The organism is Paraburkholderia sp. USG1 (genome assembly GCF_031570135.1).
Taxonomy (GTDB): domain Bacteria; phylum Pseudomonadota; class Gammaproteobacteria; order Burkholderiales; family Burkholderiaceae; genus Paraburkholderia; species Paraburkholderia dioscoreae.
Genome location: NZ_JAMWXW010000019.1, coordinates 65721 through 92539, shown reverse-complemented (window position 1 = coordinate 92539; position 26819 = coordinate 65721). Strand labels below are relative to the sequence as shown.

The window sequence follows — 26819 nt, the reverse complement described above, 5'->3', positions numbered from 1 at the left end:
TCTGCAGGTATGGACGCAGGTTATCCCTGTCTCCGGCGTCCGTGTTGGACATCCGTTTCGGTGCGTGCCAGTTCCTGGGCGAGAAAAGGCGCTGTCCGGCTATCCGGCACCTGTGCCACCTGAGGCGGGGTGCCGGCGGCCACCACGCGGCCCCCGGCATCGCCCGCGCCGGGTCCCACGTCGATCACCCAGTCGGCCTGTGCCACGGCCCGCATGTCGTGCTCGATCATCACCACGGTATTGCCGGCATCGACCAGGCGCTGCAACTGCACCAGCAGCCGGTCGGCATCCGACGCATGCAGCCCGGTGGTCGGCTCGTCGAGCACGTACAGGCTGCGTCCGCGCTGGCTGCGCTGAAGCTCGGTGGCCAGCTTGATGCGCTGCGCCTCGCCACCGGAAAGCTCAGTGGCCGGTTGTCCCAGGCGCAGATAGCCCAGTCCGATATCGCGCAGCAGTTGTAGTGGCCTTGCCACAGCGTCTTCACCCGCAAAGAATTCGCTGGCTTCGTCCACGGTCATCTGCAGTACCTCGGCGATGTTGCGGTCTTTCCAGAGAACCTTCAGCGTGGCCTCGTTGTAGCGTGCACCATGGCAGGTCGGGCACGGCGCGTACACGCTGGGCATGAACAGCAGCTCTACGCTGACGAAGCCTTCGCCCTCGCAGGTTTCGCAGCGCCCCTTGGCCACGTTGAACGAGAACCGGCCAGCGTCATAGCGGCGGCGGCGCGCATCGGGGGTGGCGGCGAACAGCTTGCGCACATGGTCAAACAGGCCCGTGTAGGTGGCCAGGTTCGAGCGAGGCGTGCGCCCGATCGGCTTCTGGTCCACCTGCACCAGACGCTGCACGGCATCCACGTCACCGGCCAGATGACCGCCGGTGACCTCGATCACCGCTGGCCCTTCACCGGTTCCGCTTTCCGCCGCATCGTCTTCAGGCTCGTGGCCCAGGTGCAGCAGCACCAGTTCCGGCAGGGTCTGCGCGACGAGGCTGGACTTGCCCGAGCCGGAGATGCCGGTGACGGCCGTCAGCACGCCTAGCGGAATGCGCGCATCCACGCCATGCAGGTTGTGGCGGTGGACGCCCTGCAACTCCAGCCAGTCGCTGGCTTCGCGTGCCCGGCTGCCCGGCGCGGGGATCTCGTCGAACAGGTAGCGCGCGGTACGCGATTCGGCGATCTGTCGCAGGCCGTCCGGCTCACCGCTGTACAGCACGCGGCCGCCACGCTCCCCAGCATCCGGCCCCACGTCCACGAGCCATTGTGCGCGGCGCATCAGGTCCAGGTCGTGCTCTACAACGAACACCGAGTTGCCCGCGTCGCGCAGCCTGTCGAGTGCGTCGTACAGAGCCTGACTGTCGGCGGGGTGCAGCCCCGCCGAGGGTTCGTCGAGTACGTACACGACGCCGAACAGCAGGGAACTCAATTGCGTGGCCAGCCGCAGGCGCTGCAACTCGCCGGCCGAAAGCGTCGGCGTGGCCCGGTCCAGCGTCAGGTAACCCAGGCCCAGCCCGCGCAGTTGGCGCAGGCGTGCCATCACGCCACCAGCCAGCCGCTGCGCTGCAAGGCGCTTTTCTTCCGACAGCGCGGAGGTGCGACGCACGTCAGGCGACACCGAATGGACGGCGCGGCCGGAGGCCGCGCGTTCGGCGCGGTCACGCCGGGTCGCTTCCCTGTCCGTACCCGCGCCCGCCACATGGGCGCGGAAATCCCCCTGGGCGATGGGTTCGAGCAAGGCTGCCAACTGGTCCAGCGGCATCTGCATGAACTCGCCGATGTCCACGCCGGCGAAGGTGACCGACAGCGCTTCGGGCTTGAGCCGTTTGCCGTGGCAGGTGGGGCACGGCTTGCCTTCCATGAACCGGGAGACGCGCTTTCTCATCAGGGCGCTCTGGGTGTTGGCAAAGGTGTGCAGCACGTAGCGCCTGGCGCCGGTGAAGGTGCCCATGTAGCTCGGCTCCAGCTTGCGCTTGAGCGCGGCGCGGGTTTCAGCGGGCGTGAAGCCCGCGTACACCGGCACCGTGGGTGTTTCTTCGGTGAACAGGATCCAGTCGCGATCTCTCCTGGGCAGGTCCTTCCACGGCCGGTCGACGTCATAGCCCATGCTGACCAGGATGTCGCGCAGGTTCTGCCCTTGCCAGGCGGGGGGCCACGAGGCGATTGCACGCTCGCGGATGGTCAGGGAAGGATCGGGCACCATGATGGCCTCGGTCACCTCGTACACATGGCCCAGACCGTGGCAGGTCGGACATGCTCCCTGCGGCATGTTGGGCGAAAAATCTTCGGCGTACAGCATCGGCTGACCGGCCGGGTAGGCGCCAGCACGCGAATACATCATCCGCACCAGGCTGGACAGGGTGGTTACGCTTCCTACCGAAGAACGTGCATTGCTGGCGCCGCGTTGCTGCTGCAATGCGACCGCCGGTGGCAGGCCGTCGATCGAATCGACGTCGGGCACGCCGGCCTGGTCGATCAGGCGCCGCGCATAGGGGGCCACCGACTCGAAGTAGCGCCGCTGGGCCTCGGCATAGAGGGTGCCGAAGGCGAGCGAGGACTTGCCGGAGCCGGAGACACCCGAGAACACCACCAGCGCGTTGCGCGGGATGTTGACGTCAACGTCCTTGAGATTGTGTTCGCGCGCGCCCCGCACCTGCACGAGGCCGCTGGCTGCGGCGGTACAGGAGGATTCACCGAAAGAAGGGTTTGGCATGTTTTTATCCTGTAATTCGTGAGGTGGCAATGGGGCGGAATTCCGGATGGGGATCGGTCAGGCGTCCGTCCCCCGCGCCGCCGCGTCGTCGAGCGAGCGCATAAAGGCAAGCCGTTCCCCCATCGTGCGCTCGGCACCTCGGTCCGTTGGCTGATACCAGTTCGGCCTGGTCACACCCTCCGGGAAATAGGTCTGTCCTGCGGCGTAGCCGTTGGGCTCGTCGTGCGCGTAGCGGTAGCCTTCCCGGTATCCCATCTGCTTCATCAACTTCGCCGGCGCATTGCGCAGATGGAGGGGCACAGGCTGGGAGCCACTGCTTTTGACGAATGCCTTCGCCTGATCCCAGGCGGTGTAGGCAGCATTCGACTTGGGTGCAAGGGCGAGATAGGTCACCGCTTGAGCAAGCGGTATCTCGCCCTCGGGAGAACCCAGCCTCTCGTAGGCTTGCGCGGCGTTGAGTGCCAGTTGCAATGCCAGCGGATCGGCGTTACCGATGTCTTCGCTGGCCATCACCACCATGCGACGGGTCACCTGGCTGACGTCTCCGCTGCCGTCGAGGATGCGGGCCAGCCAATACAGGGCTGCATCCGGGTCGGAGCCACGCAACGACTTGTGAAAAGCCGAGAGCTGCCAGTAGAACTCGTCACCGCCTTTGTCGAACCTGCGCAGCGACGGACTGGTGGACACCCTGGCGAATGCTGCGTCGACCACCGCCTTGCCAGCACCCGATGCAGCATTCGTCACCTGCTCAAGCAGATTGAGGAAACGCCTGCCGTCACCATCGGCGAAGCCCTTGAGCAGGTCCAGCGCGTCGGCGTCCAGCGTAACGCCCTGGAGATGCGGTCGCGCGCGTTCATAGAGCTGCTGCAGTTCGTCGCCGGACAGCGGTTCGAGGGTATAGACCTGTGCACGCGAGAGCAGTGCGGAATTGACCGCCAACCCGGGATGCTCGGTGGTACCCCCCACCAGAGTCAGAAGTCCCGACTCGACATGGGGCAGCAAGGCATCCTGCTGCGCCTTGTTGAAGCGATGGATCTCATCGACGAAAAGCACCGTCGATCGACCATGGTTGTCCAGTTCAGCCTGGGCCTCGTCGATGGCTTGCCGGATGTCCTTCACCCCGGCAAGCACGGCCGAGATGGCAATGAACCGGCTGTCGGTTGCACTGGCGGCCAGACGCCCCAGGGTGGTCTTGCCCACGCCTGGTGGTCCCCAAAGGATGAACGAATGCAGCTTGCCCGCCTCGAATGCGAGGCGCAGCGGCTTGCCGGCGCCCAGCAGGTGCCGCTGCCCGACGAATTCGTCCAGCGTCCTGGGACGCAGGAGTTCGGCTAAGGGAGGCTTGGGTTTGGTCGTGAACAGATCGGTCAAGTTCATCTCCCTGGCATTTTTGCGAATTGTTTCGATAACGTGAGCGCCTTAATCCAGGTGGCCGGATTTACCCAACGTCATGGACGCTGATGTGCGATCTCTGTCGGTGCTCGCACGCATGATGATGCGGGAGCCCCGATAGCCGATGCTGTGGTTCCATACCCAACTCAAGGCGACGCTCAGGCGATTTTGCGTGCCGATCAGAAAGTAGATATGCGCAAGCTTCCAGATCCACCACGCAAAGGCACCACGCAGCTTCACCCGCCCCATATCAATGACCGCCAGGCTGCGGCCGATGGTGGCCAGGTTCCCCTGATGCCGGTATTTGAAGGGTCCGTCAACGGGCTTGCCCTTCAGGCGCCGTCCAATGAGGCTGGCGACGTACTTGCCTTGCTGTTTGGCCGCCGGGGCGATGCCCGGTACAGGCTTTCCGTCGGGCATGGTGCACGAAGCCGTATCGCCGATGGCGAAGATCTCCGGGTGGCCAGCCACCGTCAGGTCAGGCCCAACGACCACCCGGCCAGCACGATCAGACGTAGCGCTCAACCAGCGGGCAGCGGGAGACGCCTGGACCCCGGCGGCCCACACGATGGTCCTGGCCGAAAGAGGCGTGCCGCCGTATACCACGCCCTCGGCCGAGCACCCGGTGACTGGCGTACCCAGTACGACCTCGACGCCGAGCTTCTCGAGCGCCTGGCGCGTATAGGCGGAAAGATCCTCCGGGAAGACGGACAGCAGACGCTGGCCAGCCTCGATCAGTACGACACGCGACGTGCTCGGGTCGATTGAGCGAAAGTCGCGTGCCAGCGTGTCTCGCGCAAGTTCGGCAATGGTTCCGGCCAGTTCGACCCCGGTAGGGCCACCACCGATGATGACGAACGTCTGCAGCGCAGCACGCTGCTGAGGATCGCTCGTGCGCTCAGCTTCTTCGAAGGCAGCGAGGATGCGTCCTCGAATGGTCGTGGCATCTTCCAGCGTCTTCAACCCCGGTGCGAAAGGCTCCCACTCGTCATGCCCGAAATAGGCATGGGTCGCACCTGTCGCGAGCACGAGCGTGTCGTAGCTTTGCCGCGAACCATTGTTGAGAATAACCTCGCGCGCGTCCTGATCGACACCCTCCACTTCGGCCATCAACGTGTTCACTTCGGGTCGATTGCGAAAGAGATAGCGAATAGGCCAGGCGATCTCCGAGGTCGAGAGAGACGCCCCCGCAACCTGATAGAGCAAGGGTTGGAACAAGTGATGATTGCGCCGATCGATGATGGTCACGTCGACCTCGGTGCCGGCAAGCTGGTTGGCAACTTCGATCCCACCGAAGCCGGCTCCGATGATGACGACGTGATGCCGGTTTCCAGAGGTCTTTATCATGACCTGATCTCCTTTCGCTCAGCGGTTCAGCGCTGATGCATGGTGTGCAATATGCTCGCCAATGAAGCTGGCAATGAAGTAATAGCTGTGATCGTGGCCCGGACGCAGATTTAGCGTCAGCGGGTGACCCGTCTCTTCGCATGCTTTGCGCAGCAGTTCGGGGCGAAGCTGGCTCTCGAGGAACTCATCGCTCAGGCCTTGCTCCACCAGCAATGGCAAACGCTCCTGGGCGGTGCGAATCAACTCCACGGTGTCGTACTGCTTCCACGCTTGCTGATCGCCGCCCAGGTAAGCCGTGAAGGCTTTGTGTCCCCAGGGCACCTCGGTGGGGGCGACGATGGGCGAGAAAGCCGACACGCTCCGATAACGGCCCGGATTGCGCAGAGCGATGACCAGGGCGCCGTGTCCGCCCATGGAATGGCCGCTGATGCTGCGTTCCGCTGTCACGGGAAAGTGAGCCTCTATCAGCGCCGGCAACTCCTGCACGACGTAGTCATACATCCGGTAGTTCGCAGCCCAGGGAGCCTGGGTTGCATTGACGTAGAAACCCGCCCCTTGTCCGAGGTCGTAGGCAGGATCATTGGCAACGCTTTCGCCGCGAGGACTGGTATCCGGTACGACGACGGCGATGCCATGTTCGGCCGCGTAGCGCTGGACTGCGGACTTGGTGATGAAGTTCTGCTCGGTACAGGTGAGGCCCGAAAGCCAGTACAGCACCGGCACTTTGCCGTGCTGCGCCTGCGGGGGCAGGTAGACACCGACCTTCATCGTGCAGCCGAGTGTCGTGGATTCGTGTTGATAGACGTCCTGCCAGCCATCAGAGCTGGCGTGATGTTCGACGCGTTCCATGTTGTTCTCCTATGTTCAAACGAATGGCGCTGCAATCGCGCGCCAGGATGGCTGCCCCTCAGGGCCCCTCAGGAAGACTTTTCTTCCGCTGCCGGATCGCCGTGGGCGTGTCTGATCCTGCGCACGGTCCACCAGATCGCCAGCATGACCACGGGCACGAGGATCGCAACCGCGGAGTCGGGTTCCACGATGTCGTGAATGCCGGGAATGCCCTTCACGACATCGCCAAGAAGATTCACGACGTAGTAGGAAATTGCCGCGACCGACAGGCCTTCGACCGTTTGCTGAAGGCGCAATTGCATCTTCGCCCGGTTGTTCATCGACGCCAGCAGGTCCCGGTTCTGGCGTTCGAGTTCGACGTCGATCCAGGAGCGCAGAAGCGAGATGGCCCGATTCAGCTTGTCGGAGAGCTTGGCCTGACGCTCCTTCACGGATTGGCATGTCCGCATCGCCGGGGCGATGCGGCGCTGCAGAAAATCGCGCCAGGTGCAGTACCCGGACACAACCTCTTCCGAAAGCGCCTCCAGCCTTTCCTCAACGATCTCGTAGTAGGCGCGGCTGGCACCGAAGCGATAGAGGTTTGCCGCAACGCCGGCTTCCAGTTCAGCCGCCAGGCGGGTCAGTTCGGCAAGAAGAACGTCGCTGTCGCGTCTTCCCACCAGACTCGTACACATCTCGTCGGTGATCGCCGCGAGTCGCGACTCCATGCGCCGCAACTCCGACGTCATCGACCGTGTTAATGGCAGGGACAGCAACGCCAGGGTCCGATAGGTCTCGGTCTCCAGAAGGCGTTGGGCCAGCGCGCCTGCGCGCGTCGGGTTCAAATCGCGTGAGAGGATCAGGATATGCGTCAGACCGTCCTCACCCTGGCGGAAGTCGGTCAGGATGGCGGCAGAACCATTCTCCACCAGCGAGTAGCACAGACTGGCAGGATCAAAGCGATCGGCCTCCTTCTCCGTTTCCGGCGTCCATGGAAGCAGTCTCAAACGTATGCCGGATACGACCGGGCCGGGAGGAACGAAGCCGTGCCTGAACGGATTTTCGCCGCATGGCTCTCCGGTCTCGGGATCCAGCGCGGCACACCAGAGATACGTCGAGAACTCGGTGTGTTTTTCGCAGTGCAGGTCTCCCTCATCCCATGTCAAGCCGTGAAGCGGCGTAGCGTGGTCGGGCTCGGCAACGCCGAAGCGATGAGACAACTCGCTCATCGCTGCCTGGTCCCTGGCGGTGTCTCCTTCGGTCATGAAGGCGAACTGCAATATGCCGCGGGGGGCCTGAATCAACAGATGCGGGCGCGCATGCACTTCACCCACGGCTGCAGCACGATCAGCATAGGCCGGCATGCCGTACACAGTGGCGGTCGAGGCGGGTTGTGCGGTCGTCATATTGATGTTGGCCAGCTCTTTCATAACGACCTCATTTCCCATTGGCTGAAAAGCATTACGCTTTGCGGTAAATGCCCGCAGCCGTGCACTTCGTACACGGCTGCGGGCCGAGCCTCGTGAGCCGGCACGCCCTATCCGGTTTGGCTAATGCGCTAGCCGAATAGAGGCTTGTGCCGGCTCCTTTGGAAGACTCTCAGCGTCCTTGCTTTCAGACGAAGGTGTACGAGCAAACCTTGTTGCCTGCCGGATCACGCAGGTAGGCCGCATAGGCACCCGGCAGGTGACCACGCGGGCCAGGCTGGCCCTCGTCGGTGCCGCCTGCGGCAAGGCCGGCGGCATGGAAGGCATCCACTTCGGCGGGAGTGGCGGCGGCAAAGCCGACGGTCACGCCATTGCTGGACGGCGCTTCACCGTTGCCCGGCCGGGCAATGATGAAGGCCGGCTTGTCGCGACCGTAAAGCACCCAACCACTGCCGAAAGGACCGAGGTTCTTGATGCCGAGAGCACCCAAAGCGGCGTCGTAAAACGCGACCGACTTCTGAACGTCGGCGGCGCCGAGAAAGACGTGCGAGAAGATGCCGTCACCGGAAATAACTGGAGTGGACATGGAGAGTTTCCTTGATGTCTGGTGTTGAATGGATAGTTCGTGATCCGTGAATCAGTAGTGGATCACCGTGCGAATCGACTTGCCTTCGTGCATCAGATCGAAGGCTTCGTTGATATCGTCGAGACCCATGGTGTGGGTGACGAACGGGGCGAGATCGATTTCGCCTTTCATTGCGTCTTCCACCATGCCGGGAAGCTGGGTGCGGCCCTTGACCCCGCCGAAAGCGGAACCCTTCCAGACACGGCCCGTGACCAGCTGGAACGGACGGGTCGAGATTTCCTTGCCGGCACCGGCAACGCCGATGACGATCGACTGCCCCCAACCGCGGTGAGCCGCTTCCAGTGCGGAACGCATGACGTTGACGTTACCGATGCACTCGAAGGTGTGGTCGACACCCCAGCCGGTCATCTCGATGAGGACCTCCTGAATCGGCTTGTTGTAGTCCTTGGGGTTGAGGCATTCGGTCGCGCCGAATGTACGGGCCAGCTCGAACTTGGCCGGATTGGTGTCGATGGCAATGATGCGACCCGCCTTGGCCTGGCGTGCGCCCTGAATCGCAGCGAGACCGATACCGCCGAGGCCGAAGATGGCTACCGAGTCGCCTGGCTGCACCTTGGCCGTGTTGTGAACGGCGCCGATACCGGTGGTCACGCCGCAACCGAGCAGGCACACGTGCTCCGGGTTCGCGTCCGGGTTGATCTTGGCCAGCGATACCTCGGCGACTACCGTGTATTCGCTGAAGGTCGAGCAGCCCATGTAGTGGTAAAGCGGTTGACCGTTGTACGAAAAGCGGGTCGTACCATCGGGCATCAACCCCTTGCCCTGGGTCGCGCGAACCGCGACACAGAGGTTGGTCTTGCCGGACTTGCAGAACAGGCATTCGCCACATTCGGCGGTGTAGAGCGGAATGACGTGATCGCCCGGCTTCACGCTGGTCACGCCTTCACCCACCTCCATGACGATGCCCGCGCCTTCATGGCCCAGCACGACCGGGAAGAGACCTTCGGGGTCATCACCCGACAAGGTGAAGGCATCGGTATGACAAACGCCGGTGTTCGTGATCTTGACGAGCACTTCGCCCTTGCGCGGCGGCTCGACGTCGATCTCGACGATTTCCAGCGGCTTTCCGGGCCCGAAGGCAACTGCTGCACGTGATTTCATGATGTCGCTTCCTTTACTGAGTTGAATCTTCAGGACCCGCCGCCGTGGCGGGGGCTAACGAAGATAGGACCGTACGATAGAGATCGTTTCATCGATGGACTTCTTCTGCGAATCGGTCGTCGTTCCACTATCCGGGAACTCCTCTCGCAGATGGCTCTCCAGCACAGCTGCCATCAAGCCGTTGACTGCACCCCGGATGGCTGCCAGTTGCTGAAGAACGGCAGCGCATTCGGCATTGTCTTCAAGCGCCTGTTCGAGAGCCGCTGCCTGCCCTCGGATACGTCGAACACGCGTAAGCGCCTGCTTCTTCTCTTTGGGGCTGTATGGCATGAGATCCCTTCCCGGGTGGTAGTGTTCACATACTATACTACCCAATAGTATCTAGTGCAACTGAAACGATTTTGAAGACCGACCGGAGTCATGCGCAACCACCATCGAGTTCGAAGACGGAACACTCCTGCGCGCAGGCGCCCTCCAACCCTGCGTACCTGACGTAATTGCCCAATCCCGGACGCCGGCAAAGTTAGATCAGGGTCGCGTGGTCACCGGAGAGCGACAGGAGACTCCCCTGAAAGGCGCCCACAAATGCGTCGAAGCCGCTCGCCTGTTCTTTTTCAAGGCGCGCCTGTTCGGCCCGCGATGCGTCCGCTAACGCCCTGAAGGCCATAAGCCTGTCAGCAGGCAGCGGACGCTTGCGGAAAGACTCCGCATGAAGCCGGCTTTGATCCATCGCGAAGCGGTTGAAACTCACACCGCGCTCGCTCATTGTCGCCAGCATCATGCTCGAGGGCGTGAGCGACGGATCGTTGACCTTCGCGCTTTGAGCCGCGAGGGCTTGACGATGGCTGCCGCCACCCTTTGCACAATCGAGCATTTCAGCCAGTGGCGCGATGTCGGCGAGCAATTCGTTGGACCAATCTTTCAGATAAACAGATTGGGCTCCACGCTGCAATACCAGTCCCGGACGACGACCTTCCCTGGCTACGGTGAGCCCATTGGCAACCCCTTGCGCAAATTCTCCGTCACGCAAAAGTGGGCTCTCACGCAAGGCGCAGAACAACAGGAACGCATCAAGGAAATGCGCCTGTGACTCATCAATGCCCAACGGCAGGAAGGGGTTGATGTCAAGGCTGCGCACCTCGACATATTCCACCCCTTGGTCCTTTAGCGCTTCTACAGGCCGCTCTCCAGCGCGGGCGACGCGCTTGGGCCGGATGTTCGAGTAGAACTCGTTCTCACTCTGCAGAATATTCGTGTTGAGTTGCACCCATTCCGCCCCCCGATGCGTGCCAATCTGCCCATATAACGGATAAGGCGTGCCCATCGCCATTACCAGCGCGTCGATGTAGCCCGTCAGACTGTCGTAACAGGGCGCTAGGCTTGACTGGGCATGGCTCTGGTAGCCCAGATCACTCATCCGCAGGCTCGTGGCATGAGGGAGGTACAGGGTTTCACCGTCTAACCTCTCCAGTTCGTGGCGACGACCGCGCAGGAAGTCAGCGTTTACTGCAGGCGAGGCTCCGAACAGATACAGCAGCAGCCAGTTGTAGCGGTGAAAATTTCTGATCAGCCCCATATAAACCCAGGACTTGAGGTCGCGGTCAGTGCGTTCCCTGCGATTCCCACCACCAAGCAGCGGCCAGATCGCCTGCGGCAGTGAGAAGTTGTAGTGAATGCCGGCAATGCACTGCATGGTACGCCCGTAGCGCAGAGCGAGGCCTTTCCGATAGACGTGCTTGAGCCTGCCTGTGTTCGAGGTTCCATACATGGCGATCGGAATCTCTTCCTCGGCAGGCAGTGCACATGGCATGGACGAACTCCACAGGAATTCATCGCCAAGGTTTGCGTAGGTGGAACGATGCAGATCATCGAGGCTTTCGAGCGTTCGCACCGGATCTGCAAGCGCTGGAGTTATGAACTCCAGCAAGGATTCGGAATAATCGGTGGTGATTTGCGGATGAGTCAGCGCAGCACCGAGGCCACCGGGGTGGGGGCTGAGAGAGAGGTGTCCATCGCCGGTCACGCGCAGACATTCACGCTCTACGCCCCGGTGGCACGCATTGAACAGGTGGATGTGATCGCGCAGCACGTCGAGCCCAGGACGGAGTGGGGCGCTATACATGATCAGGTCCACGTGCGTATGCAACCGGTACGATTCGAAGATAGGCCACAGCAGAGGTTCCCTGGGTCAATAGGCTCTTCAACGGATGAAGCGAGCCGGCTAGCAAAATATGAAAACACTGCTGTGAGCCGCGTCGAAAGCTAAGGTACGGGTTACGGGAAGCAACATACCGTAAGCACATCTGCGACAGCCTCGTTTCGTATACTATACACCAGTATAGAACAAGGGAAGTCGGCAGATGTGAAATATTAAAAGCGGGTCACCCTTTGGAAAGTATTGGTCTCCTCATCCACGCAGCAATGCTTGCGCGACGGGTCATGGGGTTTTGAAATATCGACTACGGGATAAGAAACGTTTTTTGTTAGAACATTAATGCTTGACCGAACCGTGCGGGTCGATGACGTACTTGTACGCCGAACCGGCATCGAAGTCCTTGTACGCCTGCGGAGCATCTTCCAGCTTGATGAACTTGATGTTCATCATCGGGGTGAGATAGGGCATCCGGTCGTTCAGAATCGCTCTCATCAATGCCCGGTTGTAGTTCGCGGTAGGGGACTGGCCGGCCGCCATGCGCGGCGATTTGATCCATGCATTCGACCATTCCAGATCCATATGACCTGCCTTCGCTGCCGCGTCTTTGGAAATCGGATTCGCACAGTAAACACCGACGGTACTCGTCGTTCCACCGGCCCGGACATATTTCAGCATCGCGTTTGTGACCGCGTTCTCCACGATCTTGCCCGCGTCTGGACCGAAGCCGCGACAGTCGACACCGACGTAGTCTATGACGCGATCGACCTCCCGATGGCCGGTAATGCGCTCGAGATGATCTTCAATCGGTGTTCCGTCGGAGAGGTTGATCGTTTCAATACCGTGTGGCTTGAGAAGATCCAGCCGCTCCGGGATGAAATCGGCAACGACGATTGCCCCGGCTCCGAGCAGCTTCGCACACGCTGCGCCTGCCCGTCCTACCGGCCCGGCGCCGAAGATCAGTACATTCTCGCCCACGATATATGCTGGCGCTGCGGGCCAGTCTGGCGCGGCGAAACCATGAAAAGCGGTGGGCAGCACGTCGGAGAGAAGAGTCAGGTCGCGGATCTTCTCCATCGCTGCGTCCTTGTCAGGAAAGCGCAGGAGGTTGAAATCGGCATAAGGGACGAACAGGTAATCGCCCTGTCCGCCGGTCCAGCCGCCGAGGTTGAACCCATAGGCGCCGCAGTCGACGTCGGTATTCGTATTTTCGCAAACTTCGGAACGCATGTGCTTGCAGTTGTAACATCGGCCGCAGCCCACGTTGAACGGAACGGAAACGACATCGCCCTTTTTGATGAACTCGACATCCGACCCAACTTCGATCACCTCGCCGGTCATCTCATGACCCATCGTCATCCCTTTGGGCACCGGAAAGGAGCCTCGATAGATGTGAAGGTCGCTACCACAGATGTTTGTCGTGACGATCTTGAGGATCGCTCCGTGAGGTGCGCTTTTTCCTTGGGGAGTGATGAGTTCGGGGAACTTGAAAGTGTTAACTTTCATTTCCATCGGCTTTTCGAAAGTGACGATTCTGTTACCAGGTTGAGCCATTTCGCTTACCTCCTGCGTTAAGTGCATTAAGGTGCCGGTCGTAACAAATGACGGTCGTGACTTTGTGGTGCGATCCTCTGGAAAATAGACAGGTGCCAGGCTCGCGCATTCAAGGCCCGTTCCGAATTCGTTACTGGTGAAAAATCGCATCTTCGCCGCAGCAGGTCAAACTCGAAAATTCTATGAATTGATAGAACACATCGATCATCGCCCTTTGAACGGGCGATCAGGGTCACTGGGCCGGCGCGGATCGTGCCGTTTCGCGAAGCGGGCACGAGCGCATACACCGGCCAGCGCTCCATGAATTACGGGGCGGGCCGCGATTCCGGTCGCCCTGTGACGCCCGATTGTCCTGATGTGGGGGAGCTCTGTGCAGCCCCATCAGTTGCGGCGTCCCGTCCGGGCGCGTCAACCAACGTGCGCGGACCCGATTGCGTAGTCAGGGTTTGCACGCATCCAATTGATTCTTCGACGGGATTTCTGTCCAGAATCGTCCGCACTAATCCAATAAAGTGTTTCTTATCCTGCCGCTGATCGCGAACCAGCAACCACTCGCTCGAGTTTGATCCTGTGCGGCCTTCCAATGACGGAGTCGAAAATGAAAGCCCTGGTCAAAGCCCACTTGTTCCACCCCTCAGTCGTGCTGCCGCTCGCTGCCTTTACGGAACTTCTGGTCGAGCGTGATTTCAATCTGGGACAGGTGGGAATTATTGTCGCGGCGCGTAGCGCACAAGCCGTGGTATCGCGTTCCCGCTCGCTTCTCTGCTGCCACGGTTGCCACCCGGTTTGCTAAGGTAGCTCACCAGCGGGAACTTAATGTCGCTCCCCACGCAAGGGCATCGCTCATGCACTCTTCAGGCTACTGGTGCTAAAGCGTGCCCGATAGGCACGTGGCGTGAGCGAAAACTGACGTACGAATGCTTTGCGCATCTGCTCTTCGGTCGGGAAACCAACCCGCGAGGCAATCGTCTTCAGGGGCAGGTCGCTGTCGAGCAGCAACGTCGCGGTCCGCTCACAACGCGCACGAACCAGATAGCTGGCCGGCGATATTCCGACCTCCTCCTTGAACAGGCGGGTGAAGTTGCGAACACTCATTCCCGCCTTGTCGGCCATATCCTCCAACTGCAGGGGCTTGCTCAGATTGGACATCACCCAGCTCTGCACATCACGTATCTCCGGTGCAGCCGTCATCTGGCTGTTCAACAGATCGCTGAACTGTGACTGCCCGCCCGGCCGCTTCAGATAGATGACGAGATCCCGGGCTACGGTCAGCGCAAGGTTGCGACCGAAGTCCTGCTCAACGAACGCTAACGTAAGGTCAATCGCGGCAGTTACACCTGCCGAGGTCCACATGTTGCCCTCCTGGATGAAGATGGCATCTGCGTCCACCTCCACCGAGGGAAACCGCTGCTGCAGCAGGGTTGCAACACTCCAGTGGGTGGCAGCACGACGCCCACTCAATACGCCAGCGTTCGCCAGAAAAAAACTTCCCGAGCACAGTGCGGCGAAGCGCTTCGCTGAAGCTGCGCGCCGGCGACACCAGTCGACCAGCCCGGCTTCGCGCGCGACCGCTGTCTCGATGTCCAGCGCGCCAGCGACCAGCACCGTCGAGAGCGCCTCACGCTCCGGCAAACCAGCACTTGCCTCAAGCGAGATCAGCGTGTCCGAGGGAATACGTCCGGCCTGCGGCGCCACGATATGAATCTCGTATCGCCTCGAATCCCCCTGCAACGCCAGATGACGGTTCGCATAGCTGAGCACGCTGACCGGGCCAACCGCCTCCATCAACTTGAAGCCCGGGTAGATGACGAGATGCACCTGATGGCTGCCCGCCGACGCAGTGGCGCATCGAGAATCGGAACCGCCGGACTCTATGACGGGTTGACCGTCATGCAAAAGGGGAAACATTTCACGACTCCACGTGATTGACAGGAAGGAACTTGGCCAAAATCGTCCGTGACGTGCCAATAGACTTGGTCTTGCTGAATGTGCATAGACAGCCCGATGGCTTCGCTGACACGCAGTGGATTGCCAGGCTGCCCCGGACAGATCGCTTTGCAATCTCGCCGATTCGCTTACAACACCAGCACGCGGACCGACGGCACCAGTAGAACTTTGATTTCGCTACTTTCCTTGAGGAATAGGATTATCACCACTTTTACCCACGTCACGGTTGGCACCAACAACTTGCCCGAAGCACGCGCATTTTATGACAAGGTTCTCAAGACCCTGGGCTGGTCGCGTAGCGCAGATCTTTCCGGTGACATCGGTTCGATCTGGGCGACGGCACGCCGAGCTTCTTCGTCCTGAAGCCCGCCAATGGTCAACCGGCTAGCGTCGGCAATGGCGTCACCGTCAGCTTCAAGGCATCGAACCGTTCGGCAGTCAAGGCATTTCATGACGCCGCGCTGTCGCTGGGCCGCCCTGACGAAGGCGCGGTTGCTCCGCGTGGCTGCGCACCGAACGCTTTCGCTGCCTACACCCGTGACCCCGACGGTAACAAGCTCGCCGTCTACAGCTTCACGGCGGAATAAGTTGCTTAAAGCGTGAGTTTGGGAAGCGTCTCTGTTAGCCTCATTCAATCGACCTGGGATACGCGCGAGTTTCACAATCGCCTTTGTGATGATCTGGCCACACGACATCCATCTTCATGCCTTCGCGTAAAGGCAACCGTAGTCAGGGCGCCCGATCTTTCTACTTCCGGGAGCGATTCATACAACGGTTCCCGGGCGACTGCGCTGGCTAGCAGCATCCCTTCCGGAGTCATGCCGATCTGCGAATCGGCCATCGGGCTGTCGACACATCGCCAACAAAACCGAAGGCATAAGCCCGCTGGCAGCCATATAGCCTACGACGGAGCCGTCAGATTGACGTGACGGCCACGTCCAGCCATACGAAGATGTGCACTGTGGCGGGCTTCGTGGTCGCCGAATTGTATAGTCCTGAGGTGCAGGTTCCTCGCTTCCCAGCATTCCCCTCAATCGCCAAGAGGGAAATCACAGAAAATACGTGTACACAGAATGAGAGCTATCGTTGCCGAAAGGCGTTCCGCGGAAAGTCACCCCAAGAGGCATACGTGATCGTACGAAATTTCGAATACCTGATTGCCTTGAACCGCGAAGGCCATTTCGGTAAAGCAGCCAAAAGCTGCAATGTCTCGCAGCCCACCCTTTCCGCCGGTATCAGGCAGTTAGAAAAGGATCTGGATGCCGAGATCGTGCGACACGGCCAGCGCTATGACGGGCTAACCAAGGAAGGTATGCTGGTTTTGGCCTGGGCGCAACAGATGCATGACGACTGTAAAGGTCTCAAGCGGGACCTGTCGGCGCTTCAACATGATATCGAGGGCCAGTTCCGCCTTGGCGTACTACCCGGGACTTCTGCCGTTGCTCCCATTCTCAGTGTGGCGCTTGCTGAAAAGATGCCACTCCTGGAGCAATCTATCATTACCGGCAGTGCGCCCAGTTTATTTTCTGGCTTGAGTGACGGCGAGCTTGATATCGCGCTGGGATATCTCGACGACCTTCACGACAAGAGCCTGGATACCCATTTGCTCTATCGGGAACGAATCTTTCTTTTCCAGGCCAGTCGTCAAACGCGACCACGGAGTATCAAGTGGGATCACGTCGTAAAGCTGCGACTCTGCCTTCTGAACTCATCAATTCCAGAGATCGCTCAAGCCCAGTTGTCGCTGTGCGCCGGAGCGATCTATACGGACTCGGTTGATGTTCTCGCGGCGCATGTTGCCTCAGGGAGATATTCGACGGTGCTACCCCAATCTCTGGCAGCGCGGCTGAAACAGATTCCACACCTTCGGGCGCTTGCCATTACAGGACCGGGTTCTCAGGCGAGCGTCGGCTTTGTCGCTGCTAAACACCGCCTGAAATCCGACCCGCTGACTGCTCTGCTCGAGCTGGTTCACAGCCCGGAAGTCGTTGCGCCCATTCAAGCGCTTCTTGGCGTTCATCGGAGTCTACGTCCGAAGGCTGCTCAGGATAAGGGTGGTACGCCCAGCTAGGAGCGTGCGCCCGCGGAAACCCGAAGCCGTGTGACGGCCTGTCTCGGGATCCGATGGGCGTACACCCATCTACGGGATGCTAACCCCGGTGCTCGCTGGTGCGGCCTTAGGGGGCGGGGGGGCGGACAGCCTACCCGCGTGGCAGCGGTGCTATACACTGAGATCAGCCATTCGGGCGGCGCGCCGAAACGTTTCCGATGAGCCGGGTGCTTCCACGTCGGCCGGAAAGCGGTTCTGGATTAGCATGACCCCATTCGCCGGGATACTCTGGCTTCGCGATGTTCAACAGGGAGGTTTTCCAATGCCAACTGGTACTTTCATCTTGCACTCCGCCTATACTCCGGCAGGTGATCAACCCGAAGCGATAGCGCGACTGATAGAAGGTATAGAGGAAGGGGCGAAGCACCAAACCTTGAAGGGCATCACGGGTTCGGGCAAGACCTTTACGATGGCAAACGTCATTCACCGCCTCAATCGTCCGACCTTGATGCTGGCTCCCAACAAGACGTTGACGGCGCAGCTTTACGAGGAGATGAAGCAGTTCTTTCCTGAAAATGCGGTTGAATTCTTTGTTTCCTACTATGATTTCTTTCAGCCCGAAGTGTATATGCCGGGCAGTGATCGTTTTATTCAGAAGGACTCGGCGATCAATGATCATCTTGAACGCTTGCGCCTGTCCACGACGAAGTCTCTGATTGAACGTCGTGACGTGATCGTCGTCGCTTCGGTGTCTTCAATATATGGACTCGGGGATCCCAATGGGTATCGCGAACTGCAGATTGCGCTGTCTCGAGGAATTAGTTTCCGACCCAGGGAACTCATTCGTCGCCTCGTTCGACTGCAGTACGAGCGTGTCGAACGCACGCTCAAGCGCGGGACGTTCCGGGTTAGAGGCGATGCAGTTGACATCTTTCCGGCGGATTCTGAATATAGGGCCGTCCGCGTGGAGTTGCTCGATGATTCTGTGCAATCCGTTCACTGGATAGATCCTGCCACGGGAGCCCAATTGGGGGAAATTGATCATTATCTGGTTTCTCCGAAGACGCTTTTTGCAACACCCAGGAACAGGGTCAACTCGGCCACGATCAAAATACTCGCAGAAATGGAAGCGCGAGTTGCTGAGCTCAATAGCGAAAACCGGCTCGTAGAAGCGGATCGATTGTACGAGCGGATTACAGGTGATGTCGAAATGATGCGGGAGCTTGGCTATTGCCCCGGGATGGAGAACTATTCGTGTTATCTGAACGGCCGGGACCCTGCGCTGCCCCCAAACACCTTGCTCGACTATCTGCCAACGGATGGCCTGCTGTTTGTCGACGAGTCCCATGTGATGGTCCCGCAAATCTCGGCAATGTATAAGGGTGACCAGAGTCGCAAAGATACGCTGATCGACTACGGCTTCCGGCTGCCGTCATCAAAAAACAATCGTCCGTTAAGTTTTGAGGAATTTGAAAAGGTCAAACCTCAGACTATCTTTGTTTCGGCGACCCCCGGAAACTACGAATTGGCGATTTCGAAAGGCCGATTTGTTAGCCAAATTATCAGGCCGACCGGGTTGCTGGATCCAGAAGTGGAAGTGCGGACAACGGATGGATGTATAGACGATCTGCTCGTCGAGATAAAAAAATGCGTGAAAAACAAAAATCGGGTCCTGGTCACCACGCTGACAAAAAGAGCAGCCGAGGAGCTCAACGATTTTATGACAGAGCGGGGCATTCGTTCCCGGTATCTGCACGCTGACATAAAGACCGAAGATCGCATAGAAATTATAAATGGGCTTCGCGAGGGGGAATTTGATGTGTTGATCGGGATTAGCCTTTTGCGGGAGGGCTTGGATATCCCGGAGGCTGCTTTAGTGGCCATTCTCGATGCGGATCATGCAGGCTTCCTGCGCTCGGCACAGGCCCTTATCCAGATGATCGGCCGCGTTGCCCGCAACGAAGAAGGCCGGGCGATCCTGTATGCCGATGGCATCACGCCGGCGATGAAACAGGCAATGGATGAGACAGGCAGCCGAAGAAAGAAGCAGATCGAATTTAATGAAGAAAACGGAATCGTGCCAGCTTCGTCTGTGCGAAAGCTGGCTTCCGAACACGTTGAACCGGAAGAGAACGCTTCGGTTCATTCGGTGGCTTTCTGTAAAAATCTTTCAGACCTCTGTGACCAGATTACGAAAAAGGAGGAGAGGTTGCTTGAATTCACGGATGCTGGTGACGAAAAGAAAATTGAAGATACCCGCGATCAGTTGAACGGGCTTTATCGTCAATTTATCTTCATGTAGTCGCTGCTTTAACGAGGGTTGATATCGAATTTGGCGAGTGCCGGGAGGTGCTCGCCGACCAGGCGTGCCCTGCATAATCTCATAAGATCAGGCTACGCTTGCGCAGCCGGACATCTTCAGGATTTAGCTGGCCAGGGTCGGCACTCCCAAACACCCTTAGGACGTGCTCACTCGGCAGACTCGCCGTGGATCCGTGGCGGTTCAAACGGCACGATTCAGGCCACATGAATTGTCTAATGACCTGTCCGAAGGGCGATGATAGGTGCGGGCTATCAAATCATAGAATTTTCGAGTTTGACCTGTTGCAAGTTAAATGCGATTTTTCATCTTCTGACGAAGTCAGAACGGGCCGTTAATGTCGACGTGGATAGACATGTAGCGCATATGTAGCTCAAAGCGCGAAGGTCGACGTTCGGTCACTGACACTCCAAGGGTTGATGCTGGCTGCAATAAGCGAGCGCGGCGTGGGTTTCAACCGCTTCGCGGTGGATCAGAGCCAGCTTCATGCGTCCGTACTTCGTTCACATCAAGCTCTCGCCGCAACAAGGCTGGTCCGCGCCGGGCTTCGCAGCATTCGTGTCTTCGGGGATTGAAAGCGGCAACGCCACCTTCGTGCATGACGCCGGTCGACAATTGTCGGCAGGAACTCCAGCTGGAACCCTGCAACTGTCTGCCCCGGGCTGATGGATGCGCCGGCTATAAACGTAGCCAGGCAAAAAGGTACGTACCGCGAGGCCTGAGCGCTTCGCTTCGACGAAAAATCAAGGTCATCATGAACGAGCCAGTTCTAGCCAAAGCGGCCCAGCAGGCGTCCCCGACCGTATATGGCATGCCGGCTCACGAGGATCGGGCCGCGGCCGTCGGCGAGCTGCATGCGCGCCCGTATCCTCTCATTGCAGTTCCGCGAACCCTGCTGCAGTTCGCGTTTATGACCGAGGGGGATTTAAGCCGGGACTATGCAGCGATGGACTCCCTGTCGGATCGCCTGGGAATTGCTCCCCGGGCGCATGCGTCTCCACTGCATGACCTGAAGTCGGGCGAGGAAGATCGCCATTGCGAAATCCTCCGGGGAGCACCGGGCATTGGCAAGAGGAACCTGGGGCGTGGCAGCCCGGGTAATCAACAGTCCTCGCGGGAGTGGAGACGTCAACCAGATGACCCACTGCATGAGTAGTACATCCTCCTACAAGTCTGTGCCCGTTCACGTCGCGCGTGCGGCGGGAAGCCCGCCTTACCCGCTCGGGGTAGTACTGCCGGAGGACTGTTTTACCGGCCGGAATGTCTTGGACATGCAAATAAAGTCGTCACCAGGAGTTCAAAACAATCATGGATATCTTTGACGCATTCCATCTCGCCAGGCTGCAGTTCGCATTCACGGTTTCGTTTCATATCGTCTTTCCGGCAATCAGCATCGGCATGGCAAGTTTCCTCGCCGTTCTCGAGTGGCGCTTGCTGCTCACGGGCGACGCGGCTTATAAGGATATGTACCGCTTCTGGTCGAGAATCTTCGCGGTAGGTTTTGGCATGGGGGTGGTCTCAGGCGTCGTGATGGCGTACGAGTTCGGCACGAACTGGAGTGGCTTCTCGACGGTTGCTGGAAATATTACGGGACCGTTGCTGACCTATGAAGTCCTGACTGCGTTTTTTCTCGAGGCGGGATTTCTCGGTGTGATGCTGTTCGGCTGGAACCGTGTGAGCCCGAAGGCGCATTTCTTCGCCACATTGATGGTCGCGATCGGCACGCTGATTTCGACCTTCTGGATTCTCGCGTCGAACAGTTTCATGCAAACACCGCAGGGCTATGCAATACAGAACGGCCGCATTGTTCCCGTCGACTGGTGGAAAGTGATTTTCAACCCTTCGTTCCCGTTCCGTCTGGCGCATATGACGATCGCCGCCTTTATCGTGGCCGCCTTTATTGTTGCGGCTTGCGGAGCGTGGCACTTGTTGCACGGGCGGCGTGACGTACCGGTCAAACGCAGCTTTTCGATGGCGCTATGGATATTGCTTCTTCTCGCTCCGGTTCAGATCTTTGTCGGCGACGCACACGGTCTCAATACGCGTGAGTATCAACCCGCGAAAATCGCCGCGATCGAAGGGCTCTGGGAGACAGAGCACGGTGGCACCGCGCTCAATCTCGTCGGTCTGCCCGACATGAATGCCGAAGTGACGCGTTACGCCATCAAGGTGCCACATCTCGGCAGTCTGATTCTCACGCATAGCTGGAATGGCGAAATCCGCGGACTCAAGGAGTTCCCGCCGGAGGATCGCCCGTTCTCGCCAATCATATTCTGGACGTTCCGCGTCATGGCCGGTCTTGGCATGTTGATGCTGTTGACTGCCGTGCTAGGCCTCATACTCCGTCGCGGCGGGCGCCTCTACGAAGCGCGCTGGTTTCAATGGTTTGTGTTCTGCATGGGGCCGTCCGGCATCCTGGCTTTGCTCGCGGGATGGATTACCACCGAAGTCGGCAGGCAGCCGTGGACCGTGTATGGCGTCTTGCGCACCGCCGATTCGATTTCGCCCATCGGGTCACAGCAGGCCGGCGTTTCGTTACTGATCTTCGTCATCGTCTATTTTCTCGTGTTCGGAACGGGCATCTACTACATGCTCAAGATGATGAAGAAGGGCCCGGCGAGTGGTGTCGAAGGCACCGAATCGCTCAAATATCCGGGATTGCACAATCGCACGCTCGATGCCGTTGTGGGAGAGTAAGACCATGCAAATCGACCTTCCGGTTATCTGGGCTGCCATCATCGGACTCGGTGTATTCATTTATGTGATGCTCGACGGTTTCGACCTCGGTGTCGGGTTGCTATTCCCCTTTTTCGAGGGCAAGGGTGAACGCGAGGTAATGCTGAATACCGTCGCACCGGTGTGGGACGGCAATGAAACGTTTCTCGTGCTTGGGGGTGCCGCTCTTTATGGCGCGTTTCCCGTGGTGTATTCGACGCTGTTGCCTGCCAACTACATGCCGCTGATCCTCATGGTGGTGGGCCTGATTTTCCGCGGCGCCGCCTTCGAGTTGCGCGCCAAGGCCACGCGCACGCAGCACGCGTGGGATCTCGCCTTTATCGGGGGCTCGGCGCTCGCGGCAATGTGCCAGGGAATCACGCTCGGATCGCTCCTGCAGGGTATCAAGATCGTCGATGACAAGTTCGCGGGCGACCCGTTCGACTGGTTCTCGCCATTCAGCGTGTTCTGCGGCTTCGGCGTGCTGCTCACCTATGCGACGCTCGGTTGCGGCTGGCTGATCCTGAAGACGGACGGTGAATTGCAGCGCAGGATGCGCGAGGTAATGCGCCCGCTCATTGCCGTGCTGTTTCTCGCGATCACAATCGTCAGTCTCTGGACCGTGCTGGGCCTGCCTGCCGTGAGGCACCGCTGGTTTTTTAGCGGCAATCTCGGTTGGTTCCTGCCGGTGCCGGTTCTGGTCGTGCTCTGCGTGCTGGGCATCTATCGCTCGCTCACTCGGCGCCATGAAGCGACACCCTTCCTGCTCTCCCTGGCGATCTGCTTTCTCGGCTATACGGGCCTTATCATCAGCATCTGGCCTTACATCATTCCGCCGTCACTCACAATCTGGGACGCTTCGTCGAGCCACTCAAGTCAGTCCTTTGCCCTCGTGGGCACGATCATCGTGCTACCGGTCATACTCGTCTACAACGCCATGCAATATCGTGTGTTCCGTGGCAAGGTTCGCGAAGGGGATCATGGCTATCACTGAAGCGCGTGTGACTTCCTGGCGCCTGCAAGATCGGCGAGACTCCCGCTCGCGCCAGCGCGAGCGTTTGGATTGATCATGCACGCCTCGCGCCGTGACAGGAACTGTCGCAATATCCTCGTCATTCACGTCGCACAACCGATTCGAATTTGTGCCCAGTCGAGCTACGCACACGAATCGAAGCTGGCGCTGGCGCTGGCGCTGGCAGCCCACTTTATCTCACAAGAAAAAGTACGATCATGATCGTTCGACCCCGAGAAAACTGGTTCCGTTTGCTGTTCGTCTGGAACGGATCGGTCCTCTCATCGATCATTCCACAACTGTGTTTCATGGCGGTTGTGAGCACGCTTGCCGTGTTTACGCACGGCCGCGTGTTCGGGGAAAAGATTCCCCTTAATACCGCGCCTTTTACGCTGTTCGGTGTCGCACTGGCTATCTTCCTTGCATTCCGAAACAATGCCAGTTATGAGCGCTTCAACGAAGCGCGGCACCTCTGGGGCAATCTGCTGATCGCGTCGCGATCGCTCACTTCGCAGATACTCTGCTATGTTCCCGAACATGCGGATACCTTGCGTATCGCAAAGCAAGTCATTGCCTTTGTGTATACCCTCAAGCACGAACTGCGTGCCACCGATTCCACGGCGGATATTCAGCGTCTCCTTGGTCGCGAACAGGCTGAGGAGTTGAGCGGGGTGGTCTACAAGCCGATGTTCATTCTCAACAAGATACGGCGTGAACTCACGGTTCCGAATCGCCGCATCAACACGTCCGATGCGAAGCTGTGGATGTTCGATGCGCAGCTCGACGAACTTGGCAAGGCGTTGGGCGGATGCGAGCGCATCGCCTCCACGCCCATTCCTTTTGCGTATAACGTCTTGCTACATCGGACGGTCTATTCCTATTGCGTATTGCTGCCGTTCGGACTCGTGGATTCCACGGAGTTCTTTACTCCGTTGCTCTGTGTCTTCATTTCCTATACGTTGATCGCACTTGAGGCGATCGCGAGCGAAGTTGCCGATCCGTTCAGCGTTGCCCCCAACGCGCTTGCGCTCGATGCGATGTCGCGGAATATTGAACGCTCCGTACTCGAGCTATGCAGATGTCCCATGCCCAAACCGGTTGTACCTGTTCGTCCTTATCAGCTTACGTGAACGAACGCCTATGCGGAGGTTGGAGCAACCTTTTCAGGCATGATCATATGATCGAATCCGTCGCATTCAATGAAGCGCTGCACCGCTTCACAGACTCTTTCAGGCGTTGCGGCATGCCAGAACACCTTGCCGTGGAACGTGAAGCGAGCCAGGCGACCTTCACGTTTCCCGCTTGCACCTGCACTTCGTCGGCAAGTATTATCTCTCGCACGCCGGTCCGTGCATTTCAGCTACAGTCGTTCGCCGGCGAAGTCTCTCCCGGATACGGGACCACGAAATTCAACCCCACGGAGTTTGGCATGAAGCCGATCGCTGGTCGTTTGGTGGCAGCCGCCACATTGTCTGTAGTGCTTACGTTTTCCGTTCAACCTTTGATGTCCTTTGCGCAAACTCCGGCTTCGAGCACGCACGCCACCCGGGCCGCAGAAAGAAAAGCAAATCACTTGCTGGAGCGTCAGGTGCGCGATGCCCTCGTGAAAGGGAAAATCGATACCGTCGACGTTCGGGTGATTGCCAAGCACGGAGAAGTTGGTCTAGCCGGTGAAGTCGCCCGTCAGGAAGACATTGAAAACGCGGCCACGATCGCAGGCCAGGTACCGGGCGTTACCTCGGTGAAGAACTATCTTTCGGTCGTTGAAGGCGGCCGATAAGGCGAAGATCGGGCAGCCCCGATCTATTCCTCTGTCGGTGAAACAGGGCAATTGGTTACAACCTGATAGTGGTGCACTCCTGCTGGAGTGGACCACTATCGGGCTTCCTGGCCTCGAGCATGAGGTTATTGCAAACGCCCGCACCCATCGGGTGCAAGGTCCCATACACGCGAACGGTATCAGGATAGCGCAGGGGTCGGTTATATCCCGGCTGAATCGACACTGATCAAGTGGTGCTCTGACTGGCGCAATATGGCTACAGGATTTGCGGTCACGAGATATCGACGCGGCGCGGTTATCGGGGCACCGCTTGCAATCTGGGTCATGGGACGCCATGCGTACTGCAGCATCCCGGCGTCACGTTGACGCTCGCGCTGATCGCGATGGTGTCATGGACTTTGTCGCGGCGGTCGTCGGCACTGGATTTCGCATTTCACCGGGTGGCTGAAAAGCCATCGGAGGAGAGCAGCCTGAGCAGGCGCAGCGTAACTGGATGGTCAAGCACCAGGACGTGTACTTGGACGCGACAAGAAAGGCCGCAATTCTGCTGATACGGGGTTGCTATGCCTGAAGGTGACTGCAGGGATCGCCGTCATTTCGATGGCAAGTCGCAAGTTGCGAGACGCGTTCGGTGTGGGTCTTATAGGCGTGCACGTTGTCATCGAATTGACGCGGGCACAGAAGGTGGCTATCGCGGTTTCGCCGTGGGAATTGTGGGGCTCGTCAGCCTGCGCAATGTGCTCGATCGTATTTTCCGGGCATCGCTGCCCGGCGGGATAGCCCCCAAAAAATCTGTACCTTCGGTATCTCAATGTACTGGCTGTTGCCTTTTCTGCCCAGACTATCGTCCGGCTCAAGGCTGCGTGCGACGTTAACTCCAACGGCATCTGGAAGGCTCCAGCCGTCAGAGGTCCTGTTAAAACAGGTGCGTTACCTTTAACCTGTTATCCCATTGGGAATTCAGATATTCAACCGCGAGCCGGCGGTGGCAGTGATGCGGCTTGTCTTCGCTGCACAGGAGGCATCCCTTATCGAACAGGGCTATATCGAGTTTGGTCTCGACTCGACGTGTTGCCAATAACTCAAGGTATTCCGCAGCGTAGCTTTCCCAGCTGAGTTCCTTTTTCTGATATCGCTTGAGCATCTCCTTCTCGGGTGCCAGGTCACGGAGTTCGATAAACCTGGCGCCGAGCAGTTCCGACAGAAAGTATTTGAGGTCGGGCTTCTTCGCAAACCCGGCGAGTTGTGAGACGTTATTCAGGCGCACATCCAGCAGTGTCCGAACTTCAGCCTTACGCAGCAGACCAAAGAACGTCTCCGCAGACTTTCTGGTAAATCCGATTGTCGCTACGTCCATATCCGCCCTTCCTTTCGCAGACGAGCTGTGACTATGGTCGGGTCAGGTTAAGGATGAGATGACACCGACCGCCCGTTCGTCACGATATCAAATCCGGAATCTGTATGCCCGGGGCGGCGTTGCCGACGCTCGCCGCGATAGTCCACTGCCGTTCCCGTGATTCGGGTCTGGCGTCAGCGACGCTGCTGGGTTCGCGTTTGCGCTCGTCGTGTGCTGCGCCACCCATGCTTGCTAATTTCCACCACCGTGCGCCGTTGGCACCGCCTGCGGGCAAAATGGCGAACGCGTTCCGTCAGGAGACAGGCTGCCCGATCCTTGTACATCGCGATTAACTTGCCTCGTGAGGTACCAGTGTTTTGAGGGTGCGGAGGTTGCTTCGGCTCCCGACGAATGGTTTCAGCTTCGTCGAAACACCTGGCCTGATGATGTTCAGGAGAGCGATGACGAATACGAATGGCGCCGACGCCCATACTTCGACGACGCCTC

21 protein-coding genes are annotated in these 26819 nt (G+C 59.0%); 9 read left to right on the top strand and 12 right to left on the bottom strand.

The window, feature by feature from the left end:
- Nucleotides 1–20: 20 nt before the first annotated feature.
- The 10 genes from NE850_RS24320 to NE850_RS24275 all read right to left on the bottom strand — a co-directional run bounded on the left by NE850_RS24320 (nucleotide 21) and on the right by NE850_RS24275 (nucleotide 13152).
- Nucleotides 21–2705, bottom strand: coding sequence for an excinuclease ABC subunit UvrA (locus tag NE850_RS24320; protein WP_012431199.1), 2685 nt, complete (start codon nucleotides 2703–2705; stop codon nucleotides 21–23).
- A gap of 57 nt (nucleotides 2706–2762) precedes the next feature.
- Nucleotides 2763–4076: a replication-associated recombination protein A gene (locus NE850_RS24315; RefSeq protein WP_021163354.1), complete on the bottom strand. Its 1314-nt coding sequence runs from the start codon at nucleotides 4074–4076 to the stop codon at nucleotides 2763–2765.
- Nucleotides 4077–4124: 48 nt separating this feature from the next.
- Nucleotides 4125–5444, bottom strand: coding sequence for an NAD(P)/FAD-dependent oxidoreductase (locus NE850_RS24310; protein WP_012431201.1), 1320 nt, complete (start codon nucleotides 5442–5444; stop codon nucleotides 4125–4127).
- Between the two features lie 18 nt (nucleotides 5445–5462).
- Nucleotides 5463–6293, bottom strand: coding sequence for an S-formylglutathione hydrolase (gene fghA / locus NE850_RS24305; RefSeq protein WP_012431202.1), 831 nt, complete (start codon nucleotides 6291–6293; stop codon nucleotides 5463–5465).
- Nucleotides 6294–6361: 68 nt separating this feature from the next.
- Nucleotides 6362–7702, bottom strand: a complete 1341-nt coding sequence (locus NE850_RS24300) for a DUF3422 family protein (protein WP_012431203.1) — start codon at nucleotides 7700–7702, stop codon at nucleotides 6362–6364.
- Nucleotides 7703–7886: 184 nt separating this feature from the next.
- A complete protein-coding gene (locus tag NE850_RS24295) occupies nucleotides 7887–8285 on the bottom strand; it encodes a VOC family protein (RefSeq protein WP_012431204.1) in 399 nt (132 codons plus the stop codon).
- Between the two features lie 51 nt (nucleotides 8286–8336).
- Nucleotides 8337–9446: an S-(hydroxymethyl)glutathione dehydrogenase/class III alcohol dehydrogenase gene (locus tag NE850_RS24290; protein ID WP_012431205.1), complete on the bottom strand. Its 1110-nt coding sequence runs from the start codon at nucleotides 9444–9446 to the stop codon at nucleotides 8337–8339.
- Between the two features lie 54 nt (nucleotides 9447–9500).
- A complete protein-coding gene (gene frmR / locus NE850_RS24285) occupies nucleotides 9501–9776 on the bottom strand; it encodes a formaldehyde-responsive transcriptional repressor FrmR (RefSeq protein ID WP_012431206.1) in 276 nt (91 codons plus the stop codon).
- Nucleotides 9777–9969: 193 nt separating this feature from the next.
- A complete protein-coding gene (gshA, locus tag NE850_RS24280; protein ID WP_223274403.1) occupies nucleotides 9970–11580 on the bottom strand; it encodes a glutamate--cysteine ligase in 1611 nt (536 codons plus the stop codon).
- A gap of 357 nt (nucleotides 11581–11937) precedes the next feature.
- Nucleotides 11938–13152, bottom strand: coding sequence for a glutathione-independent formaldehyde dehydrogenase (locus tag NE850_RS24275; protein WP_012431208.1), 1215 nt, complete (start codon nucleotides 13150–13152; stop codon nucleotides 11938–11940).
- A gap of 598 nt (nucleotides 13153–13750) precedes the next feature.
- Between NE850_RS24275 and NE850_RS24270 the strand changes: the two genes are divergently transcribed.
- Nucleotides 13751–13945 (top strand): hypothetical protein, encoded by a 195-nt coding sequence (locus NE850_RS24270; protein ID WP_012431209.1) that lies wholly within the window; start codon nucleotides 13751–13753, stop codon nucleotides 13943–13945.
- A 50-nt stretch (nucleotides 13946–13995) separates the two neighbouring features.
- On the opposite strand, the gene NE850_RS24265 is transcribed toward NE850_RS24270, so the two are convergent.
- Nucleotides 13996–15060: a GlxA family transcriptional regulator gene (locus tag NE850_RS24265; RefSeq protein ID WP_012431210.1), complete on the bottom strand. Its 1065-nt coding sequence runs from the start codon at nucleotides 15058–15060 to the stop codon at nucleotides 13996–13998.
- Between the two features lie 96 nt (nucleotides 15061–15156).
- Here NE850_RS24265 and NE850_RS24260 point away from each other — a divergent pair, with 96 nt between their 5' ends.
- The 8 genes from NE850_RS24260 (at nucleotide 15157) to NE850_RS24225 (ending at nucleotide 24976) form a co-directional block, all read left to right on the top strand.
- A complete protein-coding gene (locus NE850_RS24260) occupies nucleotides 15157–15462 on the top strand; it encodes a hypothetical protein (RefSeq protein WP_223274402.1) in 306 nt (101 codons plus the stop codon).
- Nucleotides 15463–16228: 766 nt separating this feature from the next.
- On the top strand, nucleotides 16229–17170 hold the full coding sequence (locus NE850_RS24255; protein ID WP_012431211.1) for a LysR family transcriptional regulator: 942 nt from the start codon (nucleotides 16229–16231) through the stop codon (nucleotides 17168–17170).
- Nucleotides 17171–17471: 301 nt separating this feature from the next.
- A complete protein-coding gene (uvrB, locus tag NE850_RS24250; RefSeq protein ID WP_012431212.1) occupies nucleotides 17472–19451 on the top strand; it encodes an excinuclease ABC subunit UvrB in 1980 nt (659 codons plus the stop codon).
- 616 nt (nucleotides 19452–20067) lie between these two features.
- Entirely contained in the window at nucleotides 20068–20625 is a 558-nt protein-coding gene (locus NE850_RS24245; protein WP_309251524.1) for a DUF3422 family protein, read from the top strand.
- Nucleotides 20626–20777: 152 nt separating this feature from the next.
- Complete coding sequence (locus NE850_RS24240) at nucleotides 20778–22166, top strand: cytochrome ubiquinol oxidase subunit I (protein ID WP_012431214.1); 1389 nt, start codon at nucleotides 20778–20780, stop codon at nucleotides 22164–22166.
- Between the two features lie 4 nt (nucleotides 22167–22170).
- A complete protein-coding gene (gene cydB / locus NE850_RS24235) occupies nucleotides 22171–23178 on the top strand; it encodes a cytochrome d ubiquinol oxidase subunit II (protein ID WP_012431215.1) in 1008 nt (335 codons plus the stop codon).
- Between the two features lie 236 nt (nucleotides 23179–23414).
- Nucleotides 23415–24326, top strand: a complete 912-nt coding sequence (locus NE850_RS24230) for a bestrophin family protein (protein WP_012431216.1) — start codon at nucleotides 23415–23417, stop codon at nucleotides 24324–24326.
- Nucleotides 24327–24373: 47 nt separating this feature from the next.
- Complete coding sequence (locus NE850_RS24225; RefSeq protein ID WP_012431217.1) at nucleotides 24374–24976, top strand: BON domain-containing protein; 603 nt, start codon at nucleotides 24374–24376, stop codon at nucleotides 24974–24976.
- 916 nt (nucleotides 24977–25892) lie between these two features.
- On the opposite strand, the gene NE850_RS24220 is transcribed toward NE850_RS24225, so the two are convergent.
- Nucleotides 25893–26333 carry a DUF488 family protein gene (locus tag NE850_RS24220; protein WP_012431218.1) on the bottom strand — a complete coding sequence of 147 codons (441 nt, stop codon included), beginning with the start codon at nucleotides 26331–26333 and terminating at the stop codon, nucleotides 25893–25895.
- Nucleotides 26334–26819: the final 486 nt, after the last annotated feature.

What these genes read in the sequence shown, in the direction of transcription:
- NE850_RS24320 (WP_012431199.1), bottom strand. Translation starts at nt 2,705, where the DNA reads ATGCCAAACCCTTCTTTCGGTGAATCCTCCTGTACCGCCGCAGCCAGC.
- NE850_RS24310 (WP_012431201.1), bottom strand. Translation starts at nt 5,444, where the DNA reads ATGATAAAGACCTCTGGAAACCGGCATCACGTCGTCATCATCGGAGCC.
- fghA (WP_012431202.1), bottom strand. Translation starts at nt 6,293, where the DNA reads ATGGAACGCGTCGAACATCACGCCAGCTCTGATGGCTGGCAGGACGTC.
- NE850_RS24300 (WP_012431203.1), bottom strand. Translation starts at nt 7,702, where the DNA reads ATGAAAGAGCTGGCCAACATCAATATGACGACCGCACAACCCGCCTCG.
- NE850_RS24295 (WP_012431204.1), bottom strand. Translation starts at nt 8,285, where the DNA reads ATGTCCACTCCAGTTATTTCCGGTGACGGCATCTTCTCGCACGTCTTT.
- NE850_RS24290 (WP_012431205.1), bottom strand. Translation starts at nt 9,446, where the DNA reads ATGAAATCACGTGCAGCAGTTGCCTTCGGGCCCGGAAAGCCGCTGGAA.
- frmR (WP_012431206.1), bottom strand. Translation starts at nt 9,776, where the DNA reads ATGCCATACAGCCCCAAAGAGAAGAAGCAGGCGCTTACGCGTGTTCGA.
- NE850_RS24275 (WP_012431208.1), bottom strand. Translation starts at nt 13,152, where the DNA reads ATGGCTCAACCTGGTAACAGAATCGTCACTTTCGAAAAGCCGATGGAA.
- NE850_RS24270 (WP_012431209.1), top strand. Translation starts at nt 13,751, where the DNA reads ATGAAAGCCCTGGTCAAAGCCCACTTGTTCCACCCCTCAGTCGTGCTG.
- NE850_RS24265 (WP_012431210.1), bottom strand. Translation starts at nt 15,060, where the DNA reads ATGTTTCCCCTTTTGCATGACGGTCAACCCGTCATAGAGTCCGGCGGT.
- NE850_RS24260 (WP_223274402.1), top strand. Translation starts at nt 15,157, where the DNA reads ATGGCTTCGCTGACACGCAGTGGATTGCCAGGCTGCCCCGGACAGATC.
- uvrB (WP_012431212.1), top strand. Translation starts at nt 17,472, where the DNA reads ATGCCAACTGGTACTTTCATCTTGCACTCCGCCTATACTCCGGCAGGT.
- NE850_RS24245 (WP_309251524.1), top strand. Translation starts at nt 20,068, where the DNA reads ATGACGCCGGTCGACAATTGTCGGCAGGAACTCCAGCTGGAACCCTGC.
- NE850_RS24240 (WP_012431214.1), top strand. Translation starts at nt 20,778, where the DNA reads ATGGATATCTTTGACGCATTCCATCTCGCCAGGCTGCAGTTCGCATTC.
- cydB (WP_012431215.1), top strand. Translation starts at nt 22,171, where the DNA reads ATGCAAATCGACCTTCCGGTTATCTGGGCTGCCATCATCGGACTCGGT.
- NE850_RS24230 (WP_012431216.1), top strand. Translation starts at nt 23,415, where the DNA reads ATGATCGTTCGACCCCGAGAAAACTGGTTCCGTTTGCTGTTCGTCTGG.
- NE850_RS24225 (WP_012431217.1), top strand. Translation starts at nt 24,374, where the DNA reads ATGATCGAATCCGTCGCATTCAATGAAGCGCTGCACCGCTTCACAGAC.
- NE850_RS24220 (WP_012431218.1), bottom strand. Translation starts at nt 26,333, where the DNA reads ATGGACGTAGCGACAATCGGATTTACCAGAAAGTCTGCGGAGACGTTC.